This is a genomic window from Desulfoprunum benzoelyticum (assembly GCF_014201505.1).
GTDB classification, from domain to species: Bacteria; Desulfobacterota; Desulfobulbia; order Desulfobulbales; family Desulfocapsaceae; genus Desulfoprunum; species Desulfoprunum benzoelyticum.
This window is the reverse complement of sequence record NZ_JACHEO010000001.1, coordinates 1-26203: the sequence shown is the minus strand read 5'-3', so window position 1 is coordinate 26203 and position 26203 is coordinate 1. Positions and strand designations below refer to the sequence as shown.

Here is a 26203-nt window from a genome sequence, read left to right as displayed (position 1 = left end):
CATGACCGAGAACGGGAAAAAGACGATCGACCTGGCCCTCAACCGGGTCGAAGGCGATCTCGAACTGAAGATCGAACACGAAGACGGCGTGGTCACCAATGCCTGGAGCAAAGGCATCATGTACCGCGGTTTCGAAAACATGCTGAAGGGACGGGGAGCGCGGGACGGCCTGGTCCTGACCCCCAGGGTCTGCGGCATCTGCGGCACCGCCCACCTGCTGACCGCGGCCAAGGCCCTCGACATGATCAGCGGCGTCCATCTGCCGACCAACGCCATGCTGGTCCGCAACGTGGCAATGATGGCCGAGCACATCCAGAGCGATCTCCGTCACGGCATCCTGATGTTCATGCAGGATTGCCTCAACCCGGCCTACGTCGGCCTGCCCCTCTACGAAGAGGCGATCCACCGCTACCAGACCTTCAAGGGCCGCTCGGTTGTCAGGACCATCAGGATGACCAAGAAGATCCTCGAAATCGTCGCCATCCTCGGCGGCCAGTGGCCCAACTCGTCGTTCATCGTCCCCGGCGGCGTCGCCAGCGTCCCGACCTTCAACGATATCGTCAACTGCACCTATATCATCAACAACTTCACGACCTGGTACGAAGAGCAGATCCTCGGCTGCCCGCTCGATCGCTGGCAGCAGGTGCGAAGCGAACAGGAGCTGCAGGCGTGGCTGGACGAAAGCGACTCGCACCGCGACAGCGATCTCGGGTTCTTCATCCGCTTCGCCCGGCTGGTCGACCTTCACCGCCTCGGCCGCGGCCATGGCAACTTCCTCAGTTTCGGTCAGCTCGAACTGCCGGAAGGAAGCGCCGTCCACGGTCACAGGGATGGCGCGCTGCTGTTATCTCCCGGATTCATCGGCCAGGGGCAGGCGGCCACGGACTGTGATCAGGAACTGGTCACCGAGCATGTCACCTACTCCCATTTCGTCGACTATCCCGGCGGCCTCCATCCCTTCGACGGTCAGACCCAGCCCTATGTCTCGCCCTACGAGATCATCAAGTACTCGTTCTGCAAGGCCCCGCGGTACGACGGCCGACCGGCCGAGACCGGGCCGCTGGCGCAGATGCTGATCTCCGGCCATCCGCTGTTCACCGACATGATCGCCGGCGGCGGCCCCAACGCCTATATCCGGGAACTGGCGCGCCTGACCCGACCGGCCGAGCTCCTGCCGGCAATGAAGATCTGGGCCGGAGAAATCGACCCCGAAGCCCCCTTCTACCAATCGGTGCGCGAGATCCCCGACGGCCGCGGCTACGGCCTCATCGACGCCAGTCGCGGCGCCCTCGGCCACTGGGTGGAGATCAGCCGGCAGAAAATCGCCCATTACCAGATCATCACCCCCACCGCCTGGAACGGTTCACCGCGCGATCATGACGGGGTCCGCGGGCCGTGGGAGGAGGCCCTGATCGGCACACCGATCGCCGACCCGGACAATCCGGTCGAAATCGGCCATGTCATCCGCTCCTTCGATGCCTGCCAGGTCTGCGCGGTCCACCTGCTGACCACCGACGATCACACAGCCGGTCATTCGCGATGCTTGCGCGTATAATCTGCATCGGCAACCCGTTCATCGCTGCCGATGCGGCAGGACCGATGGTCTACGGCATTCTTGCCGGCTGCCCGCTGCCGGCGTCGGTAAACCTGGTCGATGGCGGTCTCGCCGGCCTCCGCCTGCTGCCGCTGTTCGAGGGTTGCAACCAGGTCATCGTCGTCGACGCGGTCGAGGGCTTCAGGGCGGACCCCGGCGTCATCATCCTTGATCCGGCGACGATGCCATCCGCACCGGTGGACTACGGCCATCAGGCCGGCCTGGCCTATCTGCTCCAGGCAATCCCCCACATCCTCGACCCGCCGGTGCCGGAGGTCGTCGTCGTCGGCATCGAAGGTCCGGCGACTGTGCCTGTCTGCCGGCAGGCGGCCAGGCTCTGCCTGGACCTGGTCGGCTCCGAAAACGGCTGCCCCTGCCGTCCGGAATCCGTCTCCGCCGGATGAGTCAGCGATGAGCGACAACGACAACGACCAGATCATCCAACGGCTGCACGAGGAAAACCGGGCCCTGTTCAACGAGCTGAAAGTGGCGCGGCAGGCGGCGGCGATCACTGCCGAACTGGTCGCCAAGCAGTTCGAAAACCTCGACACTATCCTCGGCGAACTTGATCAGCGGGTCAAAAACGAGCAGAAACTCAGGGAAGAGATGTCGATCGCCCGTCGCGAGGCGGAAATGGCCAACTCCGCCAAGAGTGATTTTCTCGCCAACATGAGTCATGAGATCCGCACCCCGATGAACGGCATCATCGGCATGACCGACCTGATGCTGACCACCGACCTCACCCCCGACCAGAGGCATTATCTCGAACTTGTCCAGCAATCGGCGGCCAGGCTGCTCAAGGTCATCAACGACATCCTCGACTTTTCCAAAATCGAATCCGGCAAGCTCCAGCTCGATCCAGTCGATTTCAACCTCCATGAGACCCTGGAGGAGTGCCTTCACATGCTCGATCTGCCGGCCCTTCAGAAGGATCTCGTCCTCTCCCGCCACATCGATGAAACGGTGCCCCAGTGGGTCCACGGCGATCCGAACCGCCTGAGCCAGATACTCATCAACCTGCTCAATAACGCCATCAAGTTCACCGACAGGGGCGAGGTGCGGCTCGAGGTCGTACCGATGACCGCCACGACCGAGGACGAGGTCTGCCTGCGGTTCAACGTCGTCGACACCGGGATCGGCATTCCGGTCAATAAGCAGCACCTGATCTTCGAATCGTTCAACCAGGCCGACACCTCGACGACGCGCAAATACGGGGGGACCGGCCTCGGACTGGCGATCTCGTCGCAGCTGGCATCGCTGATGGGAAGCAAGATCTACGTCGACAGCACCCCGGGCCACGGCTCCACCTTCTGGTTCATCTGCGCCCTGAAAAAGACCGCCGCCAGAATCGATCCGAAACGCCAGACCGAGACGGCCGCTGCGGCAGCGGAGAGCACGAGTCTGTCCGGCAGAAGGGTCCTCCTCGCCGAAGACGAGCCGATCAACCAGATGCTGGCGACCACCCTGCTCAACCAGTTCGGAATCGAGGTCACCTCTGTCGCCAACGGTGCCGCCGCCCTCGCCGCGATCTACGACTCCGGTCCCTTCGACCTGGTGTTGATGGACTTGCAGATGCCGGAACTCGACGGATTTCAGGCGACCCGCAGGATCCGGATGCTTCCCGACAAACAGTCCGAGGTACCGATTGTCGCCCTGACCGCCCATGCCCGGCCGCAGGACCGCGACAAATGCCTCCGCTCCGGGATGGATGACTATCTCAGCAAGCCGATCAACCGCGACGAACTGGAAGGCATCCTCACCCGACTGCTGCGGCGCAAAGCCGCCGGTGGCCGGGCGGTCACGAAGAACCGGTCGTAGGCCCGCAGTCGCCGCCGCCAGGCGACGGATTGAACCACCCGAGCCCCCCATCGCCACGGATCCCGGACCAACCACTCGCTCGTCCGGGGATCTGCCGATCAGTCGACAAGATCACCATCGCTTCAAATCGGCGGTGCATTGAGAAGAAAATCTGGTAATATATGCCGATTGATGCATATGCACATTGATTCCCAAACCCTGTTTTCACTACCATCACGATGAAGAGGAGAGATAATCATGTCGACGGAAGAAGCCCCCAAAGGTGCGATCCTGCAGCGCGATAAAGAAACCTACGCCATTGTTCCCCGCATCCCCTGCGGTCTGCTGACCAAAGAAAAACTTCGGAACCTGGCGACGGTCGTGGAAAAATACGACATCCCGATCGTCAAGCTGACCTCCGGTCACCGCATCGCCCTGGTCGGCATGAAGGCCGAGCAGATCAACGACATCTATGCCGACCTGGGAATGGACCCCGGCAAGGCCACCGAGCTCTGCCTCCATTACGTCCAGGCCTGCCCCGGCACAGCAGTCTGCAAGTTCGGGGCCCAGGATTCGCTCGGCTTCGGCATCAAGCTCGAAAACATGCTGGCCGGCCGGGAAATGCCCGCCAAGCTCAAGGTCGGGGTCTCCGGCTGCCCCTTTACCTGTGCCGAAGGCCTGGTCCGCGATATCGGCGTGACCGGCAGGAAAAAGGGCTGGACGATCTCGTTCGGCGGCAATTCCGGCAAGGCGGCCCGGGTCGGCGATATCATCGCCGAGGAGATCAGCGAGGATGAGGCCATCACCCTGATCAACCGTTGCATCGATTACTACGTCGAACACGGGAAGACAAAGGAACGGGCATGCCGCTTCATCGAACGGATCGGCATCGACACCTTCAAGGAGGCGGTTCTGTCCCGTCCCCTCGCGGCAGGCTGAACCGATGCCGCCGCGATCGAACGTGCTTCAGGGCTGTTTCGTCAACGCCCCCTGGTACGACCTCAAAGGCAGGCTGCTGGACCTCGTTCTCGAATACCGCCTGCAACCCGAGATCGGCCTCGAGGGGACCTGTCTGTACGATGAGGATATCGGCGAGTTCACACGGATCAAGAAACTGCTCGACGACCGGGGCCTGCAGTGTACGCTGCACGCCCCCTTCATCGACCTCGCCCCCGGGTCACTTGATCCGTATATCCTTGCCAAAAGCCAGGATAAACTGCGGCGGGCGATAAAGCTGGCGGCGATCTTCCAACCGCGATCGATTGTCTGCCACCTCCAGTACGAGGAGAACAAGCACGGTTATTTCTTCGATCGCTGGCTGGCCCAGTCTCTCGCCACCTGGCGAATGCTGGCGGATCAGGCGGCAGCTGTCGGGGCACGGATCATGCTCGAAAATACCTACGAGACCACCCCCGACATACACAGGATGGTTTTAACGGAACTGCAGCACCCGGCGATCGGGTTCTGCCTCGATGTCGGCCATGTGACCGCCTTTGCCCGCGGCTCCTGGCAGGACTGGCTGCCCGCCATGCTGCCCTGGCTCGGCCAGCTGCATCTCCACGACAACTCGGGGCAAAAGGATCAGCACCTCGCCCCGGGACTGGGCAGCTTCGATTTTCCCGGTCTCTTCCATTTCCTGAAACAGCAGGACTGTCACCCGATCATCACGCTCGAACCGCATTCCCAGGAAGATCTGTGGCAGGCGATCGCTTATTTCGAACGGACCGGCCTGCTGACCGGTTTCTGATTTCGTCTTTCGCCGCCGAAGGCCGATGCCCGTCCGTCACCGCCCGCCTCCTGTCATCGCCGCCTGCACCCGCTGCGATCAGGCCCTGAAAAACTTGACAAACCGACCTTGATCACGGTAAGAATTTGTAACACGATTATTTTTTTAATCGTGTTAGCAAAACTTCCCTATCGCCCTGCCGTCGGGATCCGTGCACTCCTGCTATGGATGCCCGTCGGTTCCGGATACAGCAGGACATGCGGGGCCGGAAACAGCCCGTGCCGAGGAGTGACCAATGACCACGAACCCAGACAAACAGCCGGATCTGCAGCCGGAGCAGTCCGGCCGGGATCATTCCCCGGACCAGTCCTCCACCGAGACAGCCGCCCTGCGATTCGACCGGGTCGAACTTTCCGGCGCCTTCGGCGACCTGGGGACCCTGCTGCCCATCGTCGTGGCTATGATCCTGATCAACAATCTGAGCCCATCGACGGTGTTTCTCGCCTTCGGCCTGTTTTACCTGCTGGCGGGCTTCTACTACCGTCTGCCGATTCCGGTGCAGCCGTTGAAGGCCGTGGGCGCCATCGCCATCGCCTACCCGGCGGTCATCACCGAATCGGTCATCGGCGCCGCCGGCATCATCTTCGGGGTCATCCTCCTCGCCCTCTCCCTGACCGGCATGGTCGACCAGCTGGCCAAACTTTTCTCCCAGGCGGTGGTCCGGGGCATCCAGCTGACCCTGGGACTGATCTTCCTCAAAAAAGGCATCGAACTGATCATACACAAGGATCTGTTCATGTCCGGAGTTTCCGGCCGTTTGAGCGGGCTTCCGGTCAACATGGTCATCGGCATCGCGGTCTTCTGCCTGGTGCTGCTGCTGCTCGACAACAAACGGTTCCCGGCCGCCCTTGCCGCCCTCGCCGTCGGCATCGTCTCGGGGATCGCCCTGGGCGGACTTGCCGGCCGCCCCCTGACGCTCGGCCCCACGGACATGCACCTCATCCACCCGACGCCGGCCGATTTCTGGACCGCCTTCATCATGCTGATCCTGCCCCAGATTCCGCTGACGATCGGCAATGCCTGCGTCGGCACAGCCGATACCTGCACCAGCCTGTTCAGCGGCAATTCGCAACTGCGCAAGGCCAAGGCGGGGATGTTCGCCTTCTCGATGGGTATCATCAACCTGCCGGCCGGATTGTTCGGGGCGGTGCCGATGTGCCACGGCACCGGCGGGCTGGCGGCCCACTTCCGCTTCGGCGCCCGGACCGGCGGCGCCCCGATCATGATCGGCATATTTTTCATTGTCGTCGCCCTGGTGCTCGGTGAGTTCGGCTTCACCCTGCTGGCTCTCATTCCCCAGTCGGTCCTCGGGGTGCTGCTGGTCTTCGCCGGCCTCGAACTCTGCCCGCTGCTGCGCAGCCTGAAAACCAACGAGGAATATTTCGTCGCCCTGCTGATCGCCGGCATCGCCCTGGTCGTCCCGAACATGGGCTGGGCCTTCGCGATCGGCATCGGCGCCGATTTTTTTATCAGAAAAATGAAGATCAAGATTTAAGCTGCCGTTGCACCGCGCAAATATTGAAATCGCTCAAACGGTCGGGGACCTCGCCTCGACCGTTTTTTGACTGCAGCATTTCAACAGTATCGAATGTTTCGAACCTCCGCTCTCACATTGGCCGACACTGCCGATCGACCACTGCCTGACGCTCGAATTTCCCCTCCCTCGAAAAATTAAACGCAAAACCTCGTAAGTTTCCGAGTTGTTCCCAGGGCCGGTTTTTTATTTAATCACACCATGAACATGACGAGCGTTCAACCGGCGCCGGGAATGACCTGCAACGAAATGGATGGCAGTCCCTGCTGAAAAATTCCCTTGTCGGTTTCATGGCGCTCGAGTCGATCGCTCCTGCGATTGCAGCGGCTCGTTTCAGTTTCATCATATTTTGACCGCGATCACGGTCAGGGAGGCATACCATGGAGAATACCTACGATATCGTCATCGTCGGCGCAGGCCCGGCCGGCATGACCGCCGCCATCTACGCCATCCGGGCCAACATGAAGGTCCTGATGCTCGACCGGCTCGCCCCCGGCGGGGCGATCATCAACACCAACGAGATCGAGAACTACACCGGCGCCGGCAAGCTGACAGGCGCCGAGCTGGCCATCAAGATGTTCGAGCACACCCAGGAACTGGGCGTGGAGTTCGACTACCGCACGGTCATCGACCTGAAGGACGAGGGCGAGTGGAAGACCGTGGTCTGCGAGGAGGACGACGCTGTGTACAAGGCCAGGGCCGTGATCCTGGCCACCGGCACCGTGCCCCGGCGGCTCGGCGTGCCCGGCGAGGACCAGTGGGCCGGCTCCGGCATCAGCTGGTGCGCGATCTGCGACGGCGCCCAGTACCGCGACAAGGAGGTGGTGGTCATCGGTGGCGGCAACTCGGCGGTGGAAGAGTCCATCTACCTGGCCGGCATCTGCACCAGGCTGACCATCGTCACCATGTTCGACCTGACCGCCGACCCCAAGGCCTGCGACCAGCTGCGCAAGATGCCCAACGTCACGGTCTACCCCTACCAGGAGGTGCTCGAGTTCACCGGCGAGGACCGCCTCACCGGCGTGCGCTTCAAGTCCACCAAGGAAGACGCCACCGAACGCTACGTCACCTGCGACGGCGTGTTCGAATACATCGGTTTTGCGGCCTCGTCCGAGGCCTTTGCCAAGCTCGGCATCGTCGACCGCACCGGCTGCATCGAGGCCGACGCGCGCATGCGCACCAAGGTCCCGGGCATCTTCGGCGCCGGCGACATCACCGTCAAACACCTGCGCCAGATCGTCACCGCCTGTGGCGACGGCGCCGTGGCCGCCAACAGCGCCGCCTCCTACGTCGAATCCCTCAAACAGTGAGTTGTTTTAAACATTAAGGAGCCCACCATGATCACCGAAGTCAACGAAAAAGAGTACGAGTCGCTCGACCACAGCGTGCCCATGCTGATCGAGTTCTATTCCAAGACCTGCGGGCCGTGCAAGATGCTGGCCTTTGTCCTCAAGGACATCGCCAAGCAGAAGCCGGACTTCCCCATCTACATCATCGATTTCGACGAAAACCGGGAACTGAAGGAGCGCCTCGGCGTCAAGGGCTTCCCCACCATGCTGTTCTTCAAGGACGGCAAGGAGGTCAGCCGGTTGGAAGGCCTGAAACAGAAACCCGCCATCATCAAAGCGATCGAAGCGATCGCCTGAAAAGGAGCCTACCATGAGCACAAAAGTCCGTTACATCAGTGAGGATCATCTCATCACCCGCCAAAACCGCGCCGAGCGGGAGTTCCTCGCCGCCTTCAAGGCCGAGAAGCCGACCTTTGCCGCGCCCAAGGTGGTGGTCAACCCCTACCTGATCAACCCCCTCTGCGCCCTGGTGATGTTCACCACCCCGACCGCCGTGGCCCCGACCCTGACCGTGCACGGCAAACGCTTCGAGCGCGAGAACCTCACCCACGCCTTCAAGGCCGCCACCGAGCACTTCCTGCCCGTACTCGGCCTCTACGAGGACTTCGCCAACACCGTGACCGTCAGCCTGCCGGGCGGCGAGACCACCACCCTGACCATCCAGACCGGCAAACTGCCCGAGGATGTGTGCCGCTGCCAGAACATCCAGGCCACGCTCGACTACCTGGGCGACAACATCATGTTCCTCACCCCGGCCGGCAAGAACCTGCCCACCGCCTACGACTACAAGGGCGACATCCGCTGGATGCTCACCGAGAACACCATGTTCGACATCAAGCGGATGAAGAACGGCAACATCGTCACCGGTTCCAGCCGCTTCTGCCACATGCCTTACAACAGCACCGGCATGATCGAGATCAACCTCTTGGGCAAGATCTACAAGGAATACCGCATGCCGGGCAACTACCATCACGACCACTTCGAGATGGAGGACGGCAACCTCCTCGCCCTCACCCAGGACTTCTTCCGGGAGACGGTGGAGGACATGTGCGTGCTCATCGACCGCAACACCGGCGATATCCTCAAGACCTGGGACTACCGCAAGGTGCTGCCCATGGACGTGGGCGGCTCCGGTTCGCAGGACGCCCATGACTGGTTCCACAACAACGCCGTCTGGTACGACAAGAAGACCCACAGCCTGACGCTGTCCGGTCGGCACCAGGACGCGGTGATCAACATCGACTACGAGACCGGCGACCTCAACTGGGTCATCGGCGACCCGGAAGGCTGGCCCCAGGAATTGGTCGACAAGTACTTCTTCAAGCCGGTTGGGGATCTGTCCAGGTTCGACTGGCAGTACGAGCAGCACGCCTGCGTCATCTGCCCGAACGGCGACGTGATGTGCTTCGACAACGGCCAGTACCGTGCCAAGTCGAAAGAAAAATACATCGACAACCGCGACAACTTCAGCCGCGGCGTGCGCTACTGCATCGACACCGAGAAGATGGAGATCGAGCAGGTCTGGCAGTACGGCAAGGAGCGCGGCCAGGAGTTCTTCAGCCCCTACATCTGCAACGTCGAGTTCTACGCCGAGGGCCACTACATGATCCACTCCGGCGGCATCGGCCGCGAGAGCGGCTACGCCGCCAAGGGCCTGGGCGCCTTCCTCGATGCGGACGACCCGAACGTGGAACTGCGTTCGATCACGGTCGAGGAGAAGGACGGCGTGGTCCTCTACCAGCTGGAGACCGAGGGCAACTTTTACCGGGCCGAAAAGCTGCCGCTCTACCATGACGGCGACAACCTGGTGCTCGGCGACGGCCAGCTGCTCGGCAGCCTCGAGGTCACCGAGGAGTTCGACACCGTGCCCGAGGCGGAAGAGGTGTTCGCCCTGCCGCCCTCCTTCCACAACCTGCTCATCGAGGAGGACGAGGACCGTTTCGTGTTCCACGGCCGGTTCGAGAAGGGCACCCTGGCCATGCTCTGCCTGGAAAACGAGCAGGAGAGCCACCACTACTTCATCAACACCGCTGCAGTGGTGCACCTGGCCATGTGTTCCGGCGCCTTCCTCGAGAAGGACGACCGCGACGTCAAGATGCACGTGAGCAAGCTCGGCCTGAACGGCGTGTTCAAGCTCAAGCTGATCATCAACGACAAGAAGTACCAGACCGGCGTGACCATCTGCTGTTCGTGATCGCAGGGTAATCTCGGCATAGCTGCCAATCGGCAGTACATCACACCCTGGCGTTGTCAGAGGGGAAAGGAGAAGCGTATTCGTCGCCCTCCATCCAACCCCGACAACACGTCAGGGTGTTTGCGTTCTGATCGCAGCACTCGCCCGTCGCTCGGCGACACCTGTCACCACCGCCTTTCTTGACATCCCGCGTCGCCAAGCCCTCTGTCCCTCACCCGACCCCTTCAGGCTTCCATCCCCATCCCCAGCACCAGTCCACCACGTCCTCTACCTCGTAACATTAAGTAAAAAACCTCGTAAGTTTGCGAGTTGTTGGAGGAGCCGCTTTTTCTTTAAATGACGTGCATGAGCAGGGAACGCTCATCTGCCGGAGGGCGGGAAAATATCTCAAAGAAATGCGGCATGCAACCGATGGTACCGAGGCAACTGTAATCTCACAACACGACGGAAAGAGGAATCTATGGAACCAACGCCAAAAGCTAAAGCCAACTGCGCCCCCGGCCTGGGATTCGAACTGAATGACCAGACCCCCTGCGTCCTCGACGTGGGAAAAACCGAAGGCCGGTTTGTCAACAACTACTTCGACGGCATCCCCGTCCGCGGCATCCATGCGCTGCTGTTCTTCATCATCATGGCCGCGTATTTCTTCGAGCAGTTCGACAACTGGAACTTCGGCTTTGCCGCCCCGGCCATCGCCCAGTCCTGGGGCCTCAAACCCACCGACATCGCCACGATCCTGTTCTGGTACTTTATCGGCATGACCTCGGGCGGCTTCCTCGGCGGCGTCATCTCCGACTTCATCGGCCGGCGCAAGACCTTCCTCATCTCCATTGTCATCTTCTCGGTGAGTTCGGTGATCACCGGCTTCACCGACAATTTTGTTATCTTCACCATCTTCCGGGCCCTCACCGGCTTCGGCGTGTTCTGCATGATGGTCACCTCCCAGGCCTATATCGCCGAAATGGCGCCGTGCCAGACCCGCGGCATGTGGCAGGGCCGGGTCGCCGCCATCGGCTTCTGCGCCGTACCGGTGGTCGCCCTAGTCTGCCGGATGGTCATCCCCATGGCTGACGAGGCCTGGCGGTTGATCTTTTACGCCGGTGGCCTGGGCGTCATTCCCTTTCTCCTTGGTCTCAAGTATCTCAAGGAATCGCCACGCTGGCTGGTGGCCCACGGCCGCGTCAAGGAGGCCGAGGAAATCGTCACCTACCTGACCGGTAAGGACATCGACCTCTCCGAGGCCGCCAAATCGGTGCAGCCGAAAATTTCGGTCATGGAAGTGCTGACCGGCATGTTCACGAAGAAATACATCGGCCGGACCCTGCTGATCATGCTGCTGTTCATCTGCATCACCCCGGCCGGCTTCCTGCTGACAACCTGGACCACCCAGCTCCTGAAGATGCTTGGCTTCTCGGTCAAGGAAAGCCTCACCGCAATGACCATCATCAGCATCGGCGTGCCGGTCGGCTGCTTCCTCAACTCGCTCGTTTCCGATATGGGCGGCAGGAAGACACCCCTCGCCATCCTCGGCGTCCTGGCAGCAGTCGCCGCCCTGGTCTTCGGCGGCATGAAGAGCCTGGTGATGCTGACCCTCCTCGGCTTCACCGTCACGGTCTTCAACATGGCCTTGAACTTCATCCTGTTCTCCTATACCGCCGAATCCTACCCGACGCGGATGCGCAACACCGCCACCGGTTTCCACAACGGCCTGGCTCGGCTGTCGGTCTCCGCTTCGCAGCCGCTGATCCCGATAATCCATCAGGCGTATGGGTTTGCCGGTATCTTCACCTCGGTGGCTGTCCTCTTCTTCCTGCCGATCATCCCGCTGCTGCTCTGGGGCCAGCGCACCGGCGGCAAGAGCCTGGAAGAGATCGAATAATCATCATCCTGACGTACGGGCCATCGGAGAGGGAAACCGGACCTGCAATCCGGCTTCCCTCTCCTGCTTTTTTCGACTCCGAGTAGGCCCGGTCGGAAATTCCTTCCGCCGTTGGAGCATTTTTCCATTTTTCCCCCTTATCCTGTAGAATACAGTTTCAAATTCAAAAAAGCGGCACTCCCGCACCGGCCGGAGCGAAACAAGCATGTCTGGAAAACAATCACCAGGGTCACTTTCCCCCAACGTTGTTCACATCGTCGTGGTCCTGATGGCGATACTCCTCATCGGCCGTCCCGCTCCGCTCACCGCCGAGCCCCAACCGAATGGCACCAGGGAGAAGCAGGTGGTTGTCCTCTATTCGCAGCCACGTGATTTCCCGGCTACCGAGATGGTGGAACAGGGCCTGATGGAAGGGTTGGGCAAGGAAAACCGGAGATCGGTCCAGCTGTATTCCGAATATCTCGATCTCTCCCGTTTTCGCGATATGCCGCAGCGCACGGCGCTGGCCAACCTCCTCCACAACCGCTACGTTGGCGGCAATATCGACCTGGTGGTCTGCGTTGATGTGCCGGCGGCATATTTTCTGATGGAGTACGGCGACAAGCTCTTTTCCGGCATCCCGATCGTCATGTGCTCCATTCCCGAGTCGCTCAGCGAGCCTCTTCTCACCTCACCCCTGAAAGAGAGAGTCAGCGGGGTGCTGGAACCGGCTGCCGTGTCGCAGTATCTGGTCGAATCGGCCCTCCGTTTCAAGCCGGACACGGCACACGCCGTCCTGATTGCCGGATCCTTCGAAAACGATCGTGCCCGATCCGCCGCCCTCCGTAAAGCCCTCGCGGCAGTGACGCCAAAGGTGGAATTTACCGACCTCACCGGTCTGGGGCTGGGTGATATCCTTGAACGGGTAGAAAAACTTTCTCCCGATTCGATCATTTTCTATTCGACCCTGTTCGTCGACGGCAAAGGTCATAGTTACGTACCGCGCAATGTACTGCGCTCGATTGCCGCCCATACCGATCTGCCCATCTTCGGCCCCTATGAATCCTACCTGGGCGACGGCATCATCGGCGGGCCGCTGATTTCCCTGCGCCTCGAAGGCAGGAAGGCAGGAGAAATGGCCCTGCGCATCCTGCGCGCCCAGCCTCCCGGCGATTCGCCCTTCATCACCCCCGACGACATCGCCCTCACCCAGTATGACTGGCGACAACTCCAGCGCCACAACATCGCCGAGAGACTGCTGCCCAAGGACAGCACCATCCTCTTTCGCGAGGCATCGCTCTGGGATCTGTACAAACGGTATATCATCGGCGTCGTCGTTCTGCTGGCCCTGCAGACGCTGCTGATCGTCGGCCTGGTGTTCAACCTGCGGCAGCGCAAAAAGGCCGAGGCCGCCCTGCAGGACAGCCGGAGTGAACTGCAGACACTGGCCGGCCGTCTGATCTCCTCTCAGGAAGAAGAGCTGAGCCGTCTGTCGCGCGAGTTTCACGACGATTACGCCCAGCGACTCGCGGCACTGGCGATCGAAACCGGCACCCTCGAGCTCCACTCGGCGCAGCTCGAACCAGCCCCGCTGCGGGACAGGATCGGCCACATCAAGAAGCAGGTGATCAATCTTTCCGACGATATCCACGCCCTCTCCAGAGAACTGCACCCGGCGATCCTCAAGGATCTCGGCCTGGAACGGGCGATCAACTCGCTCTGCACCAACTTTTCCGACCGGGAGGACATCCCGGTGACCTGCCACTACGAGGCTCTGCCGGAAAACCTGTCGCCGGACGCTGCCCTGTGTATCTATCGCGTCATCCAGGAAGGCCTGCGCAACATTGCCAAGCATGCCCACGCCCGGCACGTCGACGTCTTCCTCAAAGGCTCGGCCAACCGGCTGCTGGCGACCATCGAGGACGACGGCGCCGGTTTTGAACCAAAATGCGCCCGCCATACGCCCGGTATCGGCCTGGCCAGCATGCGGGAGCGGGTACAGTATGTCAAAGGGGAATTCACCGTCAGTTCCGAACCGGGGAATGGAACGGTGATCACGCTGTCGGTTCCTGTACACAGGGGGGAGGATGAAAAAGCCGAGAATACTGCTTGCTGACGACCATCGCATGGTGGCCGAGGGGCTGCGCGGTCTGCTGGAATCGGACTATCAACTGGTGGGGATCGTCGAAGACGGCCGGGCTCTGCTGGAGGCGGCGGACAGGCTGATGCCGGACGTGGTGGTGGCGGATGTGTCGATGCCGCTCTTGAACGGGATCGAGGCGGTCCGGCAATTGAAGAAGAAAAACAAGGATGTCGCCGTCGTCTTTCTGACCATGCACCTCGATGTCGCCTACTCCGCGAGCGCCTTCGAGGCCGGGGCGTCCGGTTATGTGCTCAAACATTCGGCCCCGTCAGAACTGCTGACCGCCATCAGCAGCGCCCTCAAGGGGAGAACCTACATCACCCCGCTGCTGGCCGGTGAACTGCTCAATTATCAACGCAATCGCCCCAGTGGCGAGGAGCCGGGAGCGGAGCTGGCCCGGCTGACCACGCGCCAGCGCGAGGTCCTGCAGCTGATCGCCGAGGGCCTTTCGGTGAAGGAGGCCGCCACTCTCCTCGGGATCTCGGCCAGGACGGTCGAATTTCACAAGTACAGCATGATGGAGACCCTGGGGCTCAAGAGTTCGGCGGAGTTGATGCGTTTTGCCGTCAAGCACGGCATTAAATGATCCGGTTGTCCGCCGGGCGGGATCTCGCTGGTCAAACGACCATTCTTCCTGCCCAAACGGATTTGAGCAGGAAGATCATGCCGTGTTGTCTTACCAGCTCCAGACCTTGCCGAGCTTGACTTCTACCTGGATATCATCGGTTGCCGTCGGGATGTCGTACTCCCTGACGACGGGGAAGAACAGGCCGGCGCCCAGCCACATATTCCATTTCGGGATGACATAGTTCGCCGTCGGCCCGGCATAGACCTCGATGCCGCCGTTGTTCAGGTCAGCGCCGTAGCGCTCCCAGTCATTGGTGTTCTCGACGGTGAATTCCAGGCCCAGATCGAACCTGGGGTTGAAGACGTAGTGATAGCTGCCGGTCGTCGACCAGACGGTGTCCTTCTTGAACCCCTGATTGCCGGTTTCCGTCGGCTGGACGATGCCCAGGTCCCAGTCGACGCGGTGGTTGGGATGCCAGACCTTCGTTATCCCGATTTTCCCGTTAAACGACCAGACATCGCTGCCGGGGGGATGATCGACCCCCTCCTGACCGGTAGGCATGTTGACACCCAGGATAACGGCGGCGCTGAGAGGATCGCCGAGCCGTTGCGAAAAAAAGGCATAGCTGCCGGCAAGGGCAAAATCCGTTGACCCATCGATACTATCCGACCCATTGGGACCAAAGGCATCACGATCGATGTTGACGTACCCCGGTACGAAGGCGATCTCGAAACGATCGGTCGGGCTGTACCGCAATTTCAGCAGGAACAATTCATTCTCAGACGTTCTCGCCCCGTTGCCGTTATTGTCGACGATATCATCCTTGTCGCGGTAGGAAAAATTCAAGGCACTCGACAGCATTCCCTTCGGCACGATCGCTCCGCCGGCGATGGCGGAGTTGACCGGCGTACCACTGGCCCCTCGCATTTTTTTGACCTTCTCAGGTTCAACCGCCGCCCCCGGCACGGTTTCTGCCGCGGCCACCGCCTCGACGCCTGCCAGGCCGGAAATCAGCACCCCGCAGAGCAAAATTTTCTTACATGTCATCTGTTCCTCCTTGGTTTCATGTTCAGTTGCACTATATCCTCAGGATGCTTGCGCTTCCCTGGCCACAGTGAACCAGAACAGTGAACAACCAACAGCTCGGAAATTTACGAGGTTTCTCATTTTTTCCTGCCGGGATTCGGTGAGATGTATTCGATGGCAGCACAGCGGCGGAAAGCAGCTTGCCAATGATCAGCGAAACGCATGGAACACCACGTTACCGGCAGGACTTGGGCTCCGGGCAATCCTCCAGACCGATATCATCGGCCGTCAGAATGGTGTGCCTGGCCGGAGGTGTTCCACGTGCCTCCGCGAACGCCTCCCGGATCCAGCTCATCGGGCGGGTTTGCACGAATGGACCGAGGACAATCTTCCCCGAGCTCACCATGTCCAGAACCAGGGGAAAAACGTCCGGCGGGCATCCATCGATACCGATGATTTCGGCATCCAGTGCGGGGAATGGGCTCATCGCATATTCACCGGTGGCCGTGTCGGAGGCAACGAGGATGAGTCTTTCACCCTCGCCGACAAGGGCCAGTGCCGTTTCCCGGCCGGAACTGGTTCCGGTGGCCTCGAAAATCTTCCACCCGGAGGTCGGCAGTCCGTGCGTCTCCCGAAGATGCCGCACCTCGGCGGCCACCTCCTCCGGCGCTTTGCCGACGGCGGTGATGACAGCATCGGCGCCACAGGTCAGCATCCTGTGGAGACGGCTGTCCACGACATCGACGACCATCACGGTTGCCGCCCCGAAGGCCTTGGCCATCTGCACGATGAACGGCCCCCTCCCCCCCGCACCTATCACGACCACATTGTCCCCGCCCGTTACCGCCGCTCTTCTGCCAGCCTGAAAAGATGCGGCGACGGTATCGGCAACCGCCGCCATGTGCTCCAGGGGGATGTTTCCACGATGTGTAATTTCGCACAGATTACCGGCCGGCACCGCAATGTGGCTGGCAAATCCCCCATGGATTCCGGTGCCGTAACCGGTAATGACGACCTCCTTGTCGAGCCAGGAAGTCTCGCCGGCCACCACGATTCCGGAAATTTCATGTCCCAGCGTCACCGGCGGAATTCCGGCGGTGGGGATGCCATCGTAGAAGAACCCGAGATCCGATTCGCAGACGCCGCAGCCGGCGATTTCCACCAGCACCTCTCCGGCGGCCAATTCGGGCGCCGGTATCTCCACCAGTTCAAACCGGCCTGGAATGATCTCGCCCGTCGCCCTGTCACGGGTTTCCGGTTGCATCATCCGCCAGGTGGCGATCGTATCGGGTATGAAAGCCATGTTTTCCTTGTATCAGCAGGTTCAGGGGGCGCACAAGGCAGGTCAGGAGCGCCGTTGCAGACTATCCAGGTGCTGCAACCGGGGAATAATCTCCCGGTGCAGGTCACAGGCAACCGATCTGCCCGCACTGTTTCCGGTCACCAGTAACTTGTCATTCGGACATCCACCCTGGCAGACATCTCTACTGGGGCATTCCCGGCAATCTTCCGGCAGGTCCGATCTTGTCCCGTCATAGTGAAACATCGCGCACTGCAGGCGGCGCAGCGGATCCGGATCAAGTATGGTTCCGGTCGTAAAGCCGTGGTTACGGATGCAGGGGCCGATCGTTCCATCGGGAAAGACCACGGCCAATCTCCTGCCGCAGGGATAAGGGCTGGAGGGAAGGTCCCAGGAGGGGATGAGAATATCAATGAGAAACGTCGTATGGACATTGAAGCCGCGAGCGATGTATTTTTCCAGCAGATCAACGACTTCGTGATATTTCTTCAACAATTTTCGATGATATTCACCACCAGGTGCTGCAAACAGATTCTTGTAGAACCGCAACCGGTAGCCGTTTTCCATCCCGAAACGGGTGATGTCCACAACCCGTTCGAGATTGACCTCATCGAGGGTGGCGGCGATGGTCTGATTGATGACATTCGACCTTTGCCGGATGACGTTCATCCGTCGCGCCAGCTCTTCCAGGCTCGTGTCGGCAATGTTGACCGTCATCCACTGGATCGATTCAAGATCGTCCCAATTGACCGTATCGACCAGATCGGCGTTGGTGTTGACCAGCCCCTGCATCCCATCGGTATGGCTGTAGACGACATCCATGACCTTTCTGATCCGATCGGTCCGCAGCAGGGGCTCGCCGCCCAGAAAGTTGACGATGTTGACCTTGACGTTGTTCCGTCTCCAGACATCCGGAATCCAATCGAGCAGCACCGCAAATGTATCCTCATCCATTTCCAGCCGCTGTCTGCCGACCCCGGCCTGGTTGAGGGCATAACAGTACCTGCATTTCCGGGTGCATTGGTACGACAGGAACAGGATGAACCAGAAGAGGGGAAATTTCTCCCACCCGGCTTCTCCCTGCAATCTGCCGTTGTCAAGGGAATACATCTTCTGCAACTGCTGAACGTGTGCCGTAGACTTTCTCACAACTCAAGTCACCTTGTTCCCCGAGGAGCGGCTCGACCTCAACACCAGATCGCTCGCCCCCAGGGATGTGGTCGCTCCGGAAATCCCCTTCACGGTTCCAAGCCGGAACAGCGCCGCCGATGGCCGGCCGGCGACGGGGCGAGCGGACGATTTCCCCTCAATCCTTCCGCGACAGACGGGTCAGAGAACCGGTGAGCTTGTCCAGCCCGAATCTGGCGACCAGGGACTCCAGTCCCTTCTCGAGATCTCCCATCATAACCGGTTCTTCGACCTCCTCTTCCCGCTCCTGATAGGTCAGGACGTCGTTGAGACACCACTCGACGCACAGCGGTGTTGCTTCGCCCTCGCACATATCGCATTTGAGGGGCAGTCCGGAATCCGGTTCCTTGAACAGATCCCGTGAGGGGCAGGCCGCCCGGCAGAAGCTGCATTCACTGTATTCCTTGCCGTCAAGCAGATACTTATCGCGGCAACCGCATTCCGCCGGGACATAGTCCCCCGCGAAAACCGGCAGCCAGATGTTTTTCAGACGGTGGGTCGTCACGTGAATCCGTGCCCTGGCCGTGTTGATGGTGCTGTACTTCGGCGTGGAATGGAAGGCGGAGCAGATCACCTCGCAGCTCCGGCAGCCGTTGCACTTATCCGCATCGACCGTGATTGTCTTAATTATCTTCTTTATTTTGGCCATCTTTCAAAATTCCTCTCTTTTCCAGGTCATCGGCGACATAGCCCAAATCCAGTTCCATCAATTTCTCCCGTGTCGGGACACCGTCATGATTCCAGCCTTTATAGGTGTAGTACGTGCTGAGGAGTTGCTCTTCATACTCGGGGAAGCGATGTTTCCAATGATCCTCGGGCGGTTTTTCATCCGCCCGGGTCATGCCCCGGCGGTTGTTGAAGGCCCGGTGCAGGTTGCGGCTGCGGCTGACGATCTTCTTCAGGCCCTCTTCATCGAGATCCATTCCGGTCGCGGCCGAAATCAGTTTCGGATAGTTGTGGATGTGATACGGCGGTTTCAGGCAGAACGATCCCATCCCCGCACACAGGCCGATGGCATCGTCGACATTGTGCAGCATCTCCATCCAGTCCACTATTTCACTGCACATCTGCGGCGTCGGGTAATAGGGATTGGAATTTTCGCCGCGCGGGTTCCAGTCGAGGAAATACTGTTTGAACTTGTCGTCGGGGAGCTGGGGCCAGTCGGCCACGAACGCCTCCCGATCCTCCCGCGAGGGGAACGCGCCCTGGGGCCAGTTACCCTCGATCTGGGTGATGCTGATCTTCTCGTTGGTGGCGTACATCAGGTAATACAGGGGGTCGAGCATGCCGAGTTTGATGTTCATCTGCTCGTGCTTCTTGACGGTATTGTGATCGTAGGCCTCGGCGCCGTTGCCGATCTTGCGGGCGGCCCAGTAGGTGCCGTCGGCCAGGACATCACCGATTCCCTCTCTCCGCACCAGCCGGTCGAGGAGCCAGACGAACCGGCCCTCCTTGTCGGTCGGACACCCCTCGAAATCCTTGTCGGTCAGGATGCCGGCCTCATACAGCTCGACGGCGAAGGCCAGGATCTGCGGCGTCGAGAAGGAGTCGACGCCGTACTCGAAGGCCCGTTTGGCGATCCTGAAACCGAAGTCCAGATCATCGACATAGGCGCCCATCAGGTAGGTCAGTTTCGAGAAACATTTCATCATGTAACTCGATACGTCGCCATGGGTGATCAAGCCGCCGCATTGCTGCGGGCAGTTGAAGCAACTGACAAAGCGCTTGATCGCATTGTCCTGCGTTTCTTTCCAGCTTTTCTCGATGTCCTTGGTCCAGAAGTCTTTTCGTCGTTTGCGGGCGTTGCCCCAGGCAAAACTCTCCGTGTGCCACTTTTCATCGGTGTGCTTCATCTCCTGGGGCGAGCCGATGCCGGAGAGGATGGTCATGACACCCGGCAGGGGATTGTTATTCCTGTAATGAATGTATTTTGTTATGTCCTTCATGTGGGCCATGAACTCGGCCCCGCGGGCGAGATTGACGTCTTTTGTGCCCCGAACGGCGACCGCCTTGATGTTTTTATCGCCCATGACGGCGCCGCCGCCGAGGCGGCTGGCACTCGACCGGCCCTGCTCGATCGAGGCGGTAAAGACCCGATTCTCCCCGGCCAGGCCGATGGCGGCGACCTGAGCCCTCGGCTCCTTCAACTCCTCCCGGATCAGTTCCTGCGTTTCGACCGCCCCTTTGCCCTTGAGGTGGGCGGCATCCCGTATTTCCACCTTGTCATTGTTGATGTAGATGTAGACCAGCTTCGGTGACTTGTTACGGAAGATGACCTTGTCATAGCCGGCGAACTTCAGCTCCGTCGCCCAGAAACCGCCCATCATGGGGTAGGCCAGCAGATCGGATTGCGGCGAAACAAAGGACAGCACGGTCCGGTTCATGCTGAAGGCGGGGGTGCCACACAACAGGCCGTTACTGAAGATCAGGAGATTTTCAGGGTCGAAGGCCTTGGTCTCGGGGGGCACCCGGTCCCACATCAGCTTGACGTTGGTCCCCAGCCCCCCGAGATGCTGCCCCAGCAGATTCGGGTCGGTTTCCACCCGTTCGATCTTGCCGGTGGCCAAGTCAATTTCCAAGTTATATCCTGTCTCTGCGTATCTCATCTGTGCTCATCTCCATCTATGGCGCATTTGCTTTTCAACGCTCCGGAACCGGTAGCCGGGCTTATCCCAATGCCACCTACGGATAGCGAATCTGGTCAGGGCGAGGACATTCTCAACGGGATCGGCGAGGGTCCGTTTTCCGCCGGCATCGCCGCCCGCCCCTGTTTGAACAGTTGGTACAAAGAAAACAGGCCGTCGCCGGTTCCTTCCTGGCGGTCATCGGCTGCCGACCGAGAGGGCACCCGGGCGTGGCCCATCATTCTGAGGATCGCCGGTCGGATGAACTGCTCAAACGAGATCATCGCCGCCGGTGGGCTACCCGGCAGCCCGAAGACGAGACTGGCGCCGATCTTGCCGAAGATCGCAGGCTTGCCGGGTTTGCCGAGCAGGGTCGAGAGCTTCATGTCCATCCCCAGCGCGGCAAAGGACTCCCGGACCAGATCATACCGGCCCTTGGACATGCCGCCCGAGGTGATGATGACATCGGCATGGAGGGCCTCGCGGAGATGGGTCTGCAGAGTCTCCAGTTCGTCCCCGACGATCCCGATGCACAGCGGCACCGCCCCGGCTTCCAGCACCTGGGCCGCCAGGGCATAGAGGTTGGAACTCATGGTTTTCGACGGCGAGGCCGGCTCATGAAAGTCCGCCAGTTCATCGCCGGTAGTGGCAATCGCCACCAGGGGACGCCGATGCACCGGGACATAGGCCCGCCGCAGCGACGCCAATACCCCCACCTCCGCCGGACCGACCACCATGCCGGCGCGAAAGACGGTCTCGCCGTTTTTGAGCAACGCCCCCCGCAGACGGACACTGCCCCCCCGCCTCGGCGCGCTGGTGCAGACGACATAGCCGTGGTCCTCGGTGACAATCTCGAGGCCGACGACCGTATCCGCCCCATCCGGCACCATACCGCCGGCCATGATCCGCACCGCTTCGCCGGCCTTGACTGCGGCCCCGCACGGCCGGCCGGCGGCCGATTCGCCGATGATCTTGAGGAAGACCGGGGATTGCGGCGACGCCCCGGTGAGCGACTTATGATGGAGGGTGAAACCGTCTTTGGTCGAAATATCGGTGCCCGGGGAATCTTCGGTGGCGACAATATCCCGGGCCAACACCCGTCCCAGGGACTCGAGCAGGGGCACGCTTTCGCTTCCCAGAACCGGGATTGCCGCCTGAATAATCTGTTGTGCCTTGTGAACATCTATCATACCAACCTCTTACACGACACACTCCTGCCGGCCCGGCGGTTTTTGGCCTTCCTCCCCTGTTATTCCTGCCGCGGGAAGTAATCGCCAGCATCGATTGATCGGTGTTCACCCGCCGACTAACCGCCACCCAAACACAGCAATGCATAAATATTTAACGAACAACTATATAATGTGTAACCTTACCTAAGGTGTAATTTTTGTCAAAGCAAAAGAAATAATCGACGAAAAAAGAGAGATACTGACAGTAATCGCCGCCACCAGACCAAACCGCGGCAATGCAGGCAGGGCAGATAATCTCGTTTCCGCCGATGGAGATTTCTTCCTTACGGCCGGGATGACAAGGAGGGGGGAAGGTCGAGAAGAGGGAGAAGGAATGGATGGAATGACGGTTTTATTGTTGTTTTTTCAAGCACCAGCGAGAAAACTCGGCTTTGTCGCTGGAGATCTCTCCCTGGCGGTCGAGATGACATTGGGGGTGGTCGGGACGACAGCGGGAGAAGTCGAGATCTCAGTTCTTGAGGCCCAACAACCGTTCGGCATTGCCGTAAAGGATGCTCGCCTTGGTGTCGACTGAATAGGGCAGCGCCAGCACCCTGTCGACAAGCCCCTCGACATCCAGCGGTACCGCCGGCCAGTCGCTCCCGAACAGGAAGCGGTCGGCATACTTTTCGAGATTGGGAAAATAGCGGGGAAGATGGCGCGTGGCGATCCCGGCGATGCCGATGTGGACGTTGCGATGTCTGGTGAGCAGCCATGCTGCCCGGTCATACCAGAATGGCCGCCCGCCGTGCTCCATGATGATGGTCAGCTCCGGGAATTCATCGGCCACATCGTCGAGCAGCAGCGGATCGGCATACTTGATCCGCGTCCCCTGGAAAATCGAGGAACCGGTGTGAAACATGACCGGCAACCGCTGTGATTGGACGTAATCGAAAAACGGGAAGAATGCCGGATCGTTGGGATAAAAATGCTGATAGGAGGGAAGGAGTTTGAAACCCTTCATGCCCAGTTCCTCCACGGCATGCCGGGCCTGATCCACATAGGAGGCATCGGTCTCGAGCGAGATGGAGGCGAAAGGGATCAGTTCCTGGTGATCGCGGCAAAACCCGGCGATGGCTTCATTTGACACCACCCCGGTGGCCTTCGGTGCGTACTCGGCGAGCATAACCGCCCGAGTCACCCCTTGCGCTGCGAAATAGGCTACGATCCCTTCGGGATGAGGCCCGCCGCCGAAGTGCCGGCAGTAACCGGGATTGTTCTCCCGCATGAACGCCATGATCTCCGGCTTCAAGTACCGGGCGTCGGCCAGATGGACATGGAAATCGATGACTGTCATTGTTCTTCTCCCCGTTCGGCGACCTGGAGGGCGATCTGGCTGTGGATCACGCGGCCGGTGCCGGGAAAGGTCGTTGTCCCGGCACTCTGCCGATGATCCTACCATCATTGCCTGGAGGTTGCCATCATCTGTTGTGACGACTCAGACGTCGGCCATCGCCTTGCGCGCCTCTTCCCTGCTTTCATAAATGTGGGGAGCAACGCCCCGCTTCTGCATTTCATCACCGAGTTTCATCCGCAGGAAGGTGCTGGTCGTATAGCGGGTGACGCTCTCGTAGAATTGTGCCGCGTACTTCACCAGTTCGACGTATTCGTCGACCAGATGCGGCGAGACGTTGAAGTTGTCGTAGTTGACGACGGTGTGCACCTTCCGGCCGAGAGGCTCCAGTATCGCCCCCACGACCCTTTTCAGCTCTTGAATATCTTCACTCGATTTCATGTAGTAGTTTTCGAGGTTGATGTAGATGGTGTTCTGTTCCGGATGGTAGGTGAAACGATCCTCGACGGGGATGTTCAGCAGGTCGTCCTTGATCCCCATGCGGCGGAGCCGGAATAGTCGTTCGTCCATCAGCTTCGGCGGCCGGCGCATGACCGGTTTGAAATCCATCAGTGCCAGAATCTGGGACTCCAGGTCTATCCCCGGAGCGATCTCAATCAGTTCCAGCCCTTCCTCGCATAAGGTGAAGACACAGCGCTCGGTGATATACAGTACCTGCTGCCGGATGCTTGCGGCGTACCTGCCGCTGAACGTTTTCTGTTCCACCTGGCGGACGAACTTTTTCTCCTGCCCTTCCTGGTCGATGAACAGCTTGCCGTCCTCAACCGAAGTCTTGAGCCCACCGGCGGTGAACGTCCCGACGAAGCGACTTTCTTGGCATTCTGGCTGATGTTGATGAACCCTCCAGGACCTGTCACCCGAGGCCCGAACTTGCTGACGTTGACGTTCCCTTCCGCGTCCGTCTCCGCCATGCCGAGGAAGGCAATGTCGAGCCCGCCGCCATCGTAGAAGTCAAACATATAATTGCCGGTAATCAGGGCATCGACGTTGATGCCGGCGCCGAAATCCAGTCCTCCCATCGGCAGGCCGCCGATGATCCCCGATTCGGCGGTCAGGGTGGCATATTCCAGCACCCGTTCTTCGTTGGCCACCCGGGAGACCCCTTCCGGAATACCGACGCCGAGGTTGACGATGCTGTTGGGCTTCAACTCGCATACAGCTCGTCTGGCAATGATCTTGCGAGAACCCATTTCCAGCGGCGGGATCGCCTGCATCGGCACCCTCTGCTCGCAACTGAATGCCGCACTATAGGACGTACCATACGTTTGAAGATGGTTTTCCGGTTTGCCTACCACGACGCAGTCGACCAGGATGCCGGGGATGATGACATCACGGGCATTGAGCGTGCCGCTGTCGGCAATCCTTTTAACCTGGACGATGACGACCCCGCCGGAGTTCCTGACAGCCTGGGCCATCGACAGCGCATCGAGGACCATGGCTTCCTTCTCCATGGTGATGTTGCCGTCAGGGTCGGCCGACGTCCCACGCAGGAAGGCGACATGGATGGGGAAAGCGTGGTAGAACAGATAGTCCCTGCCTTTGACATTCATCACCGTGACAATATCTTCACCCTGGGTCTTGGTCAGTTCGTTGATCTTGCCGCCATCGACCCGGGGATCGATAAAGGTGCCGAGGCCGACATGGGTCAGATTGCCCGGCTTGCCGGCGGCGATATCGCGATACAGTTGGGATGCAACCCCCAGGGGAACGTTGTAGGCGAGGATCTTGTTCTCGAAGACCAGTTTCCCCAGTTCCGGGCAAACACCGGTATGACCGCAGATGAGTTTTCCCACCAGGCCTTCCTGGGCCAGGTGATTCAGCCCTTTGGTTTTCCCGTCCCCCTGGCCTGCCGCATACGTCAGCGTCAGATTTCTCGGCCGGCCGGTCTCCAGGAACCGCTCCTTGAGGGCGATGGCAAGTTCCTCGGCAAATCCGGCCCCGATAAAGCCTGCCGTGACAATCGTGTCATTATCGCGGATAAGATCGATGGCCTCTTCAGCGGTGACGATTTTTCCTCTCTTGATCCGCATGGCCGATATCGGGTCGACCATCGGATGCCGGATCTCTTTCAAATGCATTTTGCCGATCAACGGATTGAACTCTTTCATAACGCAACTCCCTTTTTGGGTTTCTCGATAGTAACGTCTTGTTCATATTGTCTGCGGTTGAAAAAGGGACACGTATCGCCCATTCTCACAACCGTTTCAAAAAAAAGGTGGTATTCCGAAAAATTGCAGGTAGCTGAAAAACGAAAAATATGACGGATCGTCGAGGTGAAAAAGCGAGCGGGAAAGGAGGAGCTTGTCCAGTACCGGGCTGGTGTTCAATGGACGTGAGAATCGATGACGTTCATTCTTTTCTGGGCTGATGTCATCCATGATGGTGGCAATTTCACCATTTGAAAGTCGGAATTTGATCGGGCAGTTTGTTGCGCCGAGCTTGTGTGGCACCAGATACATCAGCACCCACTCGACGCAAGTGTACGGCTGATACATGACGGCATCGGCTTTACCGATGCCGCCACTTCTGAGCGCAGGGGCGAGACTCGACGGTCTCTTGAAACACGTATCTGTTCGTATCGGCCTGTCCCCGGGTTACGTGAACAGCAGGGCCCGGCCGGTGACCATCCGGGTGATCTGATTGGTGCCGGTATAGATCT

General features: G+C 59.9%; 20 protein-coding genes and 1 pseudogene. 12 read left to right on the top strand and 9 right to left on the bottom strand.

From position 1 onward, the window contains the following. Position 1 precedes the first annotated feature (1 nt). From HNQ81_RS00105 to HNQ81_RS00050, 12 genes are all read left to right on the top strand, one after another. Positions 2-1555 carry a nickel-dependent hydrogenase large subunit gene (locus HNQ81_RS00105; protein ID WP_183347050.1) on the top strand — a complete coding sequence of 518 codons (1554 nt, stop codon included), beginning with the start codon at positions 2-4 and terminating at the stop codon, positions 1553-1555. Continuing rightward, positions 1540-1998 (top strand): hydrogenase maturation protease, encoded by a 459-nt coding sequence (locus tag HNQ81_RS00100; RefSeq protein WP_183347048.1) that lies wholly within the window; start codon positions 1540-1542, stop codon positions 1996-1998. Before HNQ81_RS00105 ends, HNQ81_RS00100 begins: the two co-directional genes overlap by 16 nt. Positions 1999-2005: 7 nt before the next feature. Further along, a complete protein-coding gene (locus tag HNQ81_RS00095; RefSeq protein WP_183347046.1) occupies positions 2006-3412 on the top strand; it encodes a response regulator in 1407 nt (468 codons plus the stop codon). Between the two features lie 237 nt (positions 3413-3649). Then, positions 3650-4330 carry an NAD(P)/FAD-dependent oxidoreductase gene (locus tag HNQ81_RS00090; RefSeq protein WP_183347044.1) on the top strand — a complete coding sequence of 227 codons (681 nt, stop codon included), beginning with the start codon at positions 3650-3652 and terminating at the stop codon, positions 4328-4330. Positions 4331-4334: 4 nt separating this feature from the next. After that, positions 4335-5138: a sugar phosphate isomerase/epimerase family protein gene (locus tag HNQ81_RS00085; protein ID WP_183347042.1), complete on the top strand. Its 804-nt coding sequence runs from the start codon at positions 4335-4337 to the stop codon at positions 5136-5138. Positions 5139-5412: 274 nt separating this feature from the next. Beyond that, complete coding sequence (locus tag HNQ81_RS00080; RefSeq protein ID WP_183347040.1) at positions 5413-6672, top strand: putative sulfate/molybdate transporter; 1260 nt, start codon at positions 5413-5415, stop codon at positions 6670-6672. A gap of 419 nt (positions 6673-7091) precedes the next feature. Further along, the gene (locus HNQ81_RS00075; RefSeq protein WP_183347039.1) at positions 7092-8021 is read left to right on the top strand and encodes an NAD(P)/FAD-dependent oxidoreductase; all 930 of its coding nucleotides are present in this window, start codon (positions 7092-7094) and stop codon (positions 8019-8021) included. Positions 8022-8048: 27 nt separating this feature from the next. Next, positions 8049-8357, top strand: a complete 309-nt coding sequence (locus HNQ81_RS00070) for a thioredoxin family protein (RefSeq protein ID WP_183347037.1) — start codon at positions 8049-8051, stop codon at positions 8355-8357. Between the two features lie 13 nt (positions 8358-8370). Beyond that, the gene (locus HNQ81_RS00065) at positions 8371-10254 is read left to right on the top strand and encodes an aryl-sulfate sulfotransferase (protein ID WP_183347035.1); all 1884 of its coding nucleotides are present in this window, start codon (positions 8371-8373) and stop codon (positions 10252-10254) included. Positions 10255-10714: 460 nt separating this feature from the next. After that, positions 10715-12133, top strand: a complete 1419-nt coding sequence (locus tag HNQ81_RS00060; protein WP_183347033.1) for an MFS transporter — start codon at positions 10715-10717, stop codon at positions 12131-12133. A gap of 205 nt (positions 12134-12338) precedes the next feature. Further along, positions 12339-14228: a sensor histidine kinase gene (locus HNQ81_RS00055; RefSeq protein ID WP_183347031.1), complete on the top strand. Its 1890-nt coding sequence runs from the start codon at positions 12339-12341 to the stop codon at positions 14226-14228. After that, entirely contained in the window at positions 14200-14841 is a 642-nt protein-coding gene (locus HNQ81_RS00050; protein ID WP_183347028.1) for a response regulator, read from the top strand. Before HNQ81_RS00055 ends, HNQ81_RS00050 begins: the two co-directional genes overlap by 29 nt. Before the next feature lie 90 nt (positions 14842-14931). On the opposite strand, the gene HNQ81_RS00045 is transcribed toward HNQ81_RS00050, so the two are convergent. The 9 genes and pseudogenes from HNQ81_RS00045 to HNQ81_RS00005 form a co-directional block, all read right to left on the bottom strand. Continuing rightward, complete coding sequence (locus HNQ81_RS00045) at positions 14932-15870, bottom strand: transporter (RefSeq protein WP_183347026.1); 939 nt, start codon at positions 15868-15870, stop codon at positions 14932-14934. Positions 15871-16084: 214 nt separating this feature from the next. Further along, on the bottom strand, positions 16085-17152 hold the full coding sequence (locus HNQ81_RS00040; protein WP_183347024.1) for a zinc-binding dehydrogenase: 1068 nt from the start codon (positions 17150-17152) through the stop codon (positions 16085-16087). A gap of 42 nt (positions 17153-17194) precedes the next feature. Beyond that, complete coding sequence (locus tag HNQ81_RS00035) at positions 17195-18298, bottom strand: radical SAM/SPASM domain-containing protein (RefSeq protein WP_183347022.1); 1104 nt, start codon at positions 18296-18298, stop codon at positions 17195-17197. Positions 18299-18455: 157 nt separating this feature from the next. Further along, positions 18456-18986 carry a 4Fe-4S dicluster domain-containing protein gene (locus HNQ81_RS00030; protein WP_183347020.1) on the bottom strand — a complete coding sequence of 177 codons (531 nt, stop codon included), beginning with the start codon at positions 18984-18986 and terminating at the stop codon, positions 18456-18458. Then, positions 18961-20943, bottom strand: a complete 1983-nt coding sequence (locus HNQ81_RS00025) for an aldehyde ferredoxin oxidoreductase N-terminal domain-containing protein (protein ID WP_183347018.1) — start codon at positions 20941-20943, stop codon at positions 18961-18963. Before HNQ81_RS00025 ends, HNQ81_RS00030 begins: the two co-directional genes overlap by 26 nt. A 95-nt stretch (positions 20944-21038) precedes the next feature. Further along, positions 21039-22151 carry a molybdopterin molybdotransferase MoeA gene (locus HNQ81_RS00020; RefSeq protein WP_183347016.1) on the bottom strand — a complete coding sequence of 371 codons (1113 nt, stop codon included), beginning with the start codon at positions 22149-22151 and terminating at the stop codon, positions 21039-21041. Positions 22152-22659: 508 nt separating this feature from the next. Beyond that, a complete protein-coding gene (locus tag HNQ81_RS00015; RefSeq protein WP_183347014.1) occupies positions 22660-23487 on the bottom strand; it encodes an amidohydrolase family protein in 828 nt (275 codons plus the stop codon). 141 nt (positions 23488-23628) lie between these two features. Continuing rightward, a pseudogene (locus tag HNQ81_RS00010) lies at positions 23629-25595 on the bottom strand (acyl CoA:acetate/3-ketoacid CoA transferase). Between the two features lie 153 nt (positions 25596-25748). Next, positions 25749-26039, bottom strand: coding sequence for a hypothetical protein (locus tag HNQ81_RS00005; protein WP_183347012.1), 291 nt, complete (start codon positions 26037-26039; stop codon positions 25749-25751). Between the last annotated feature and the right edge of the window lie 164 nt (positions 26040-26203).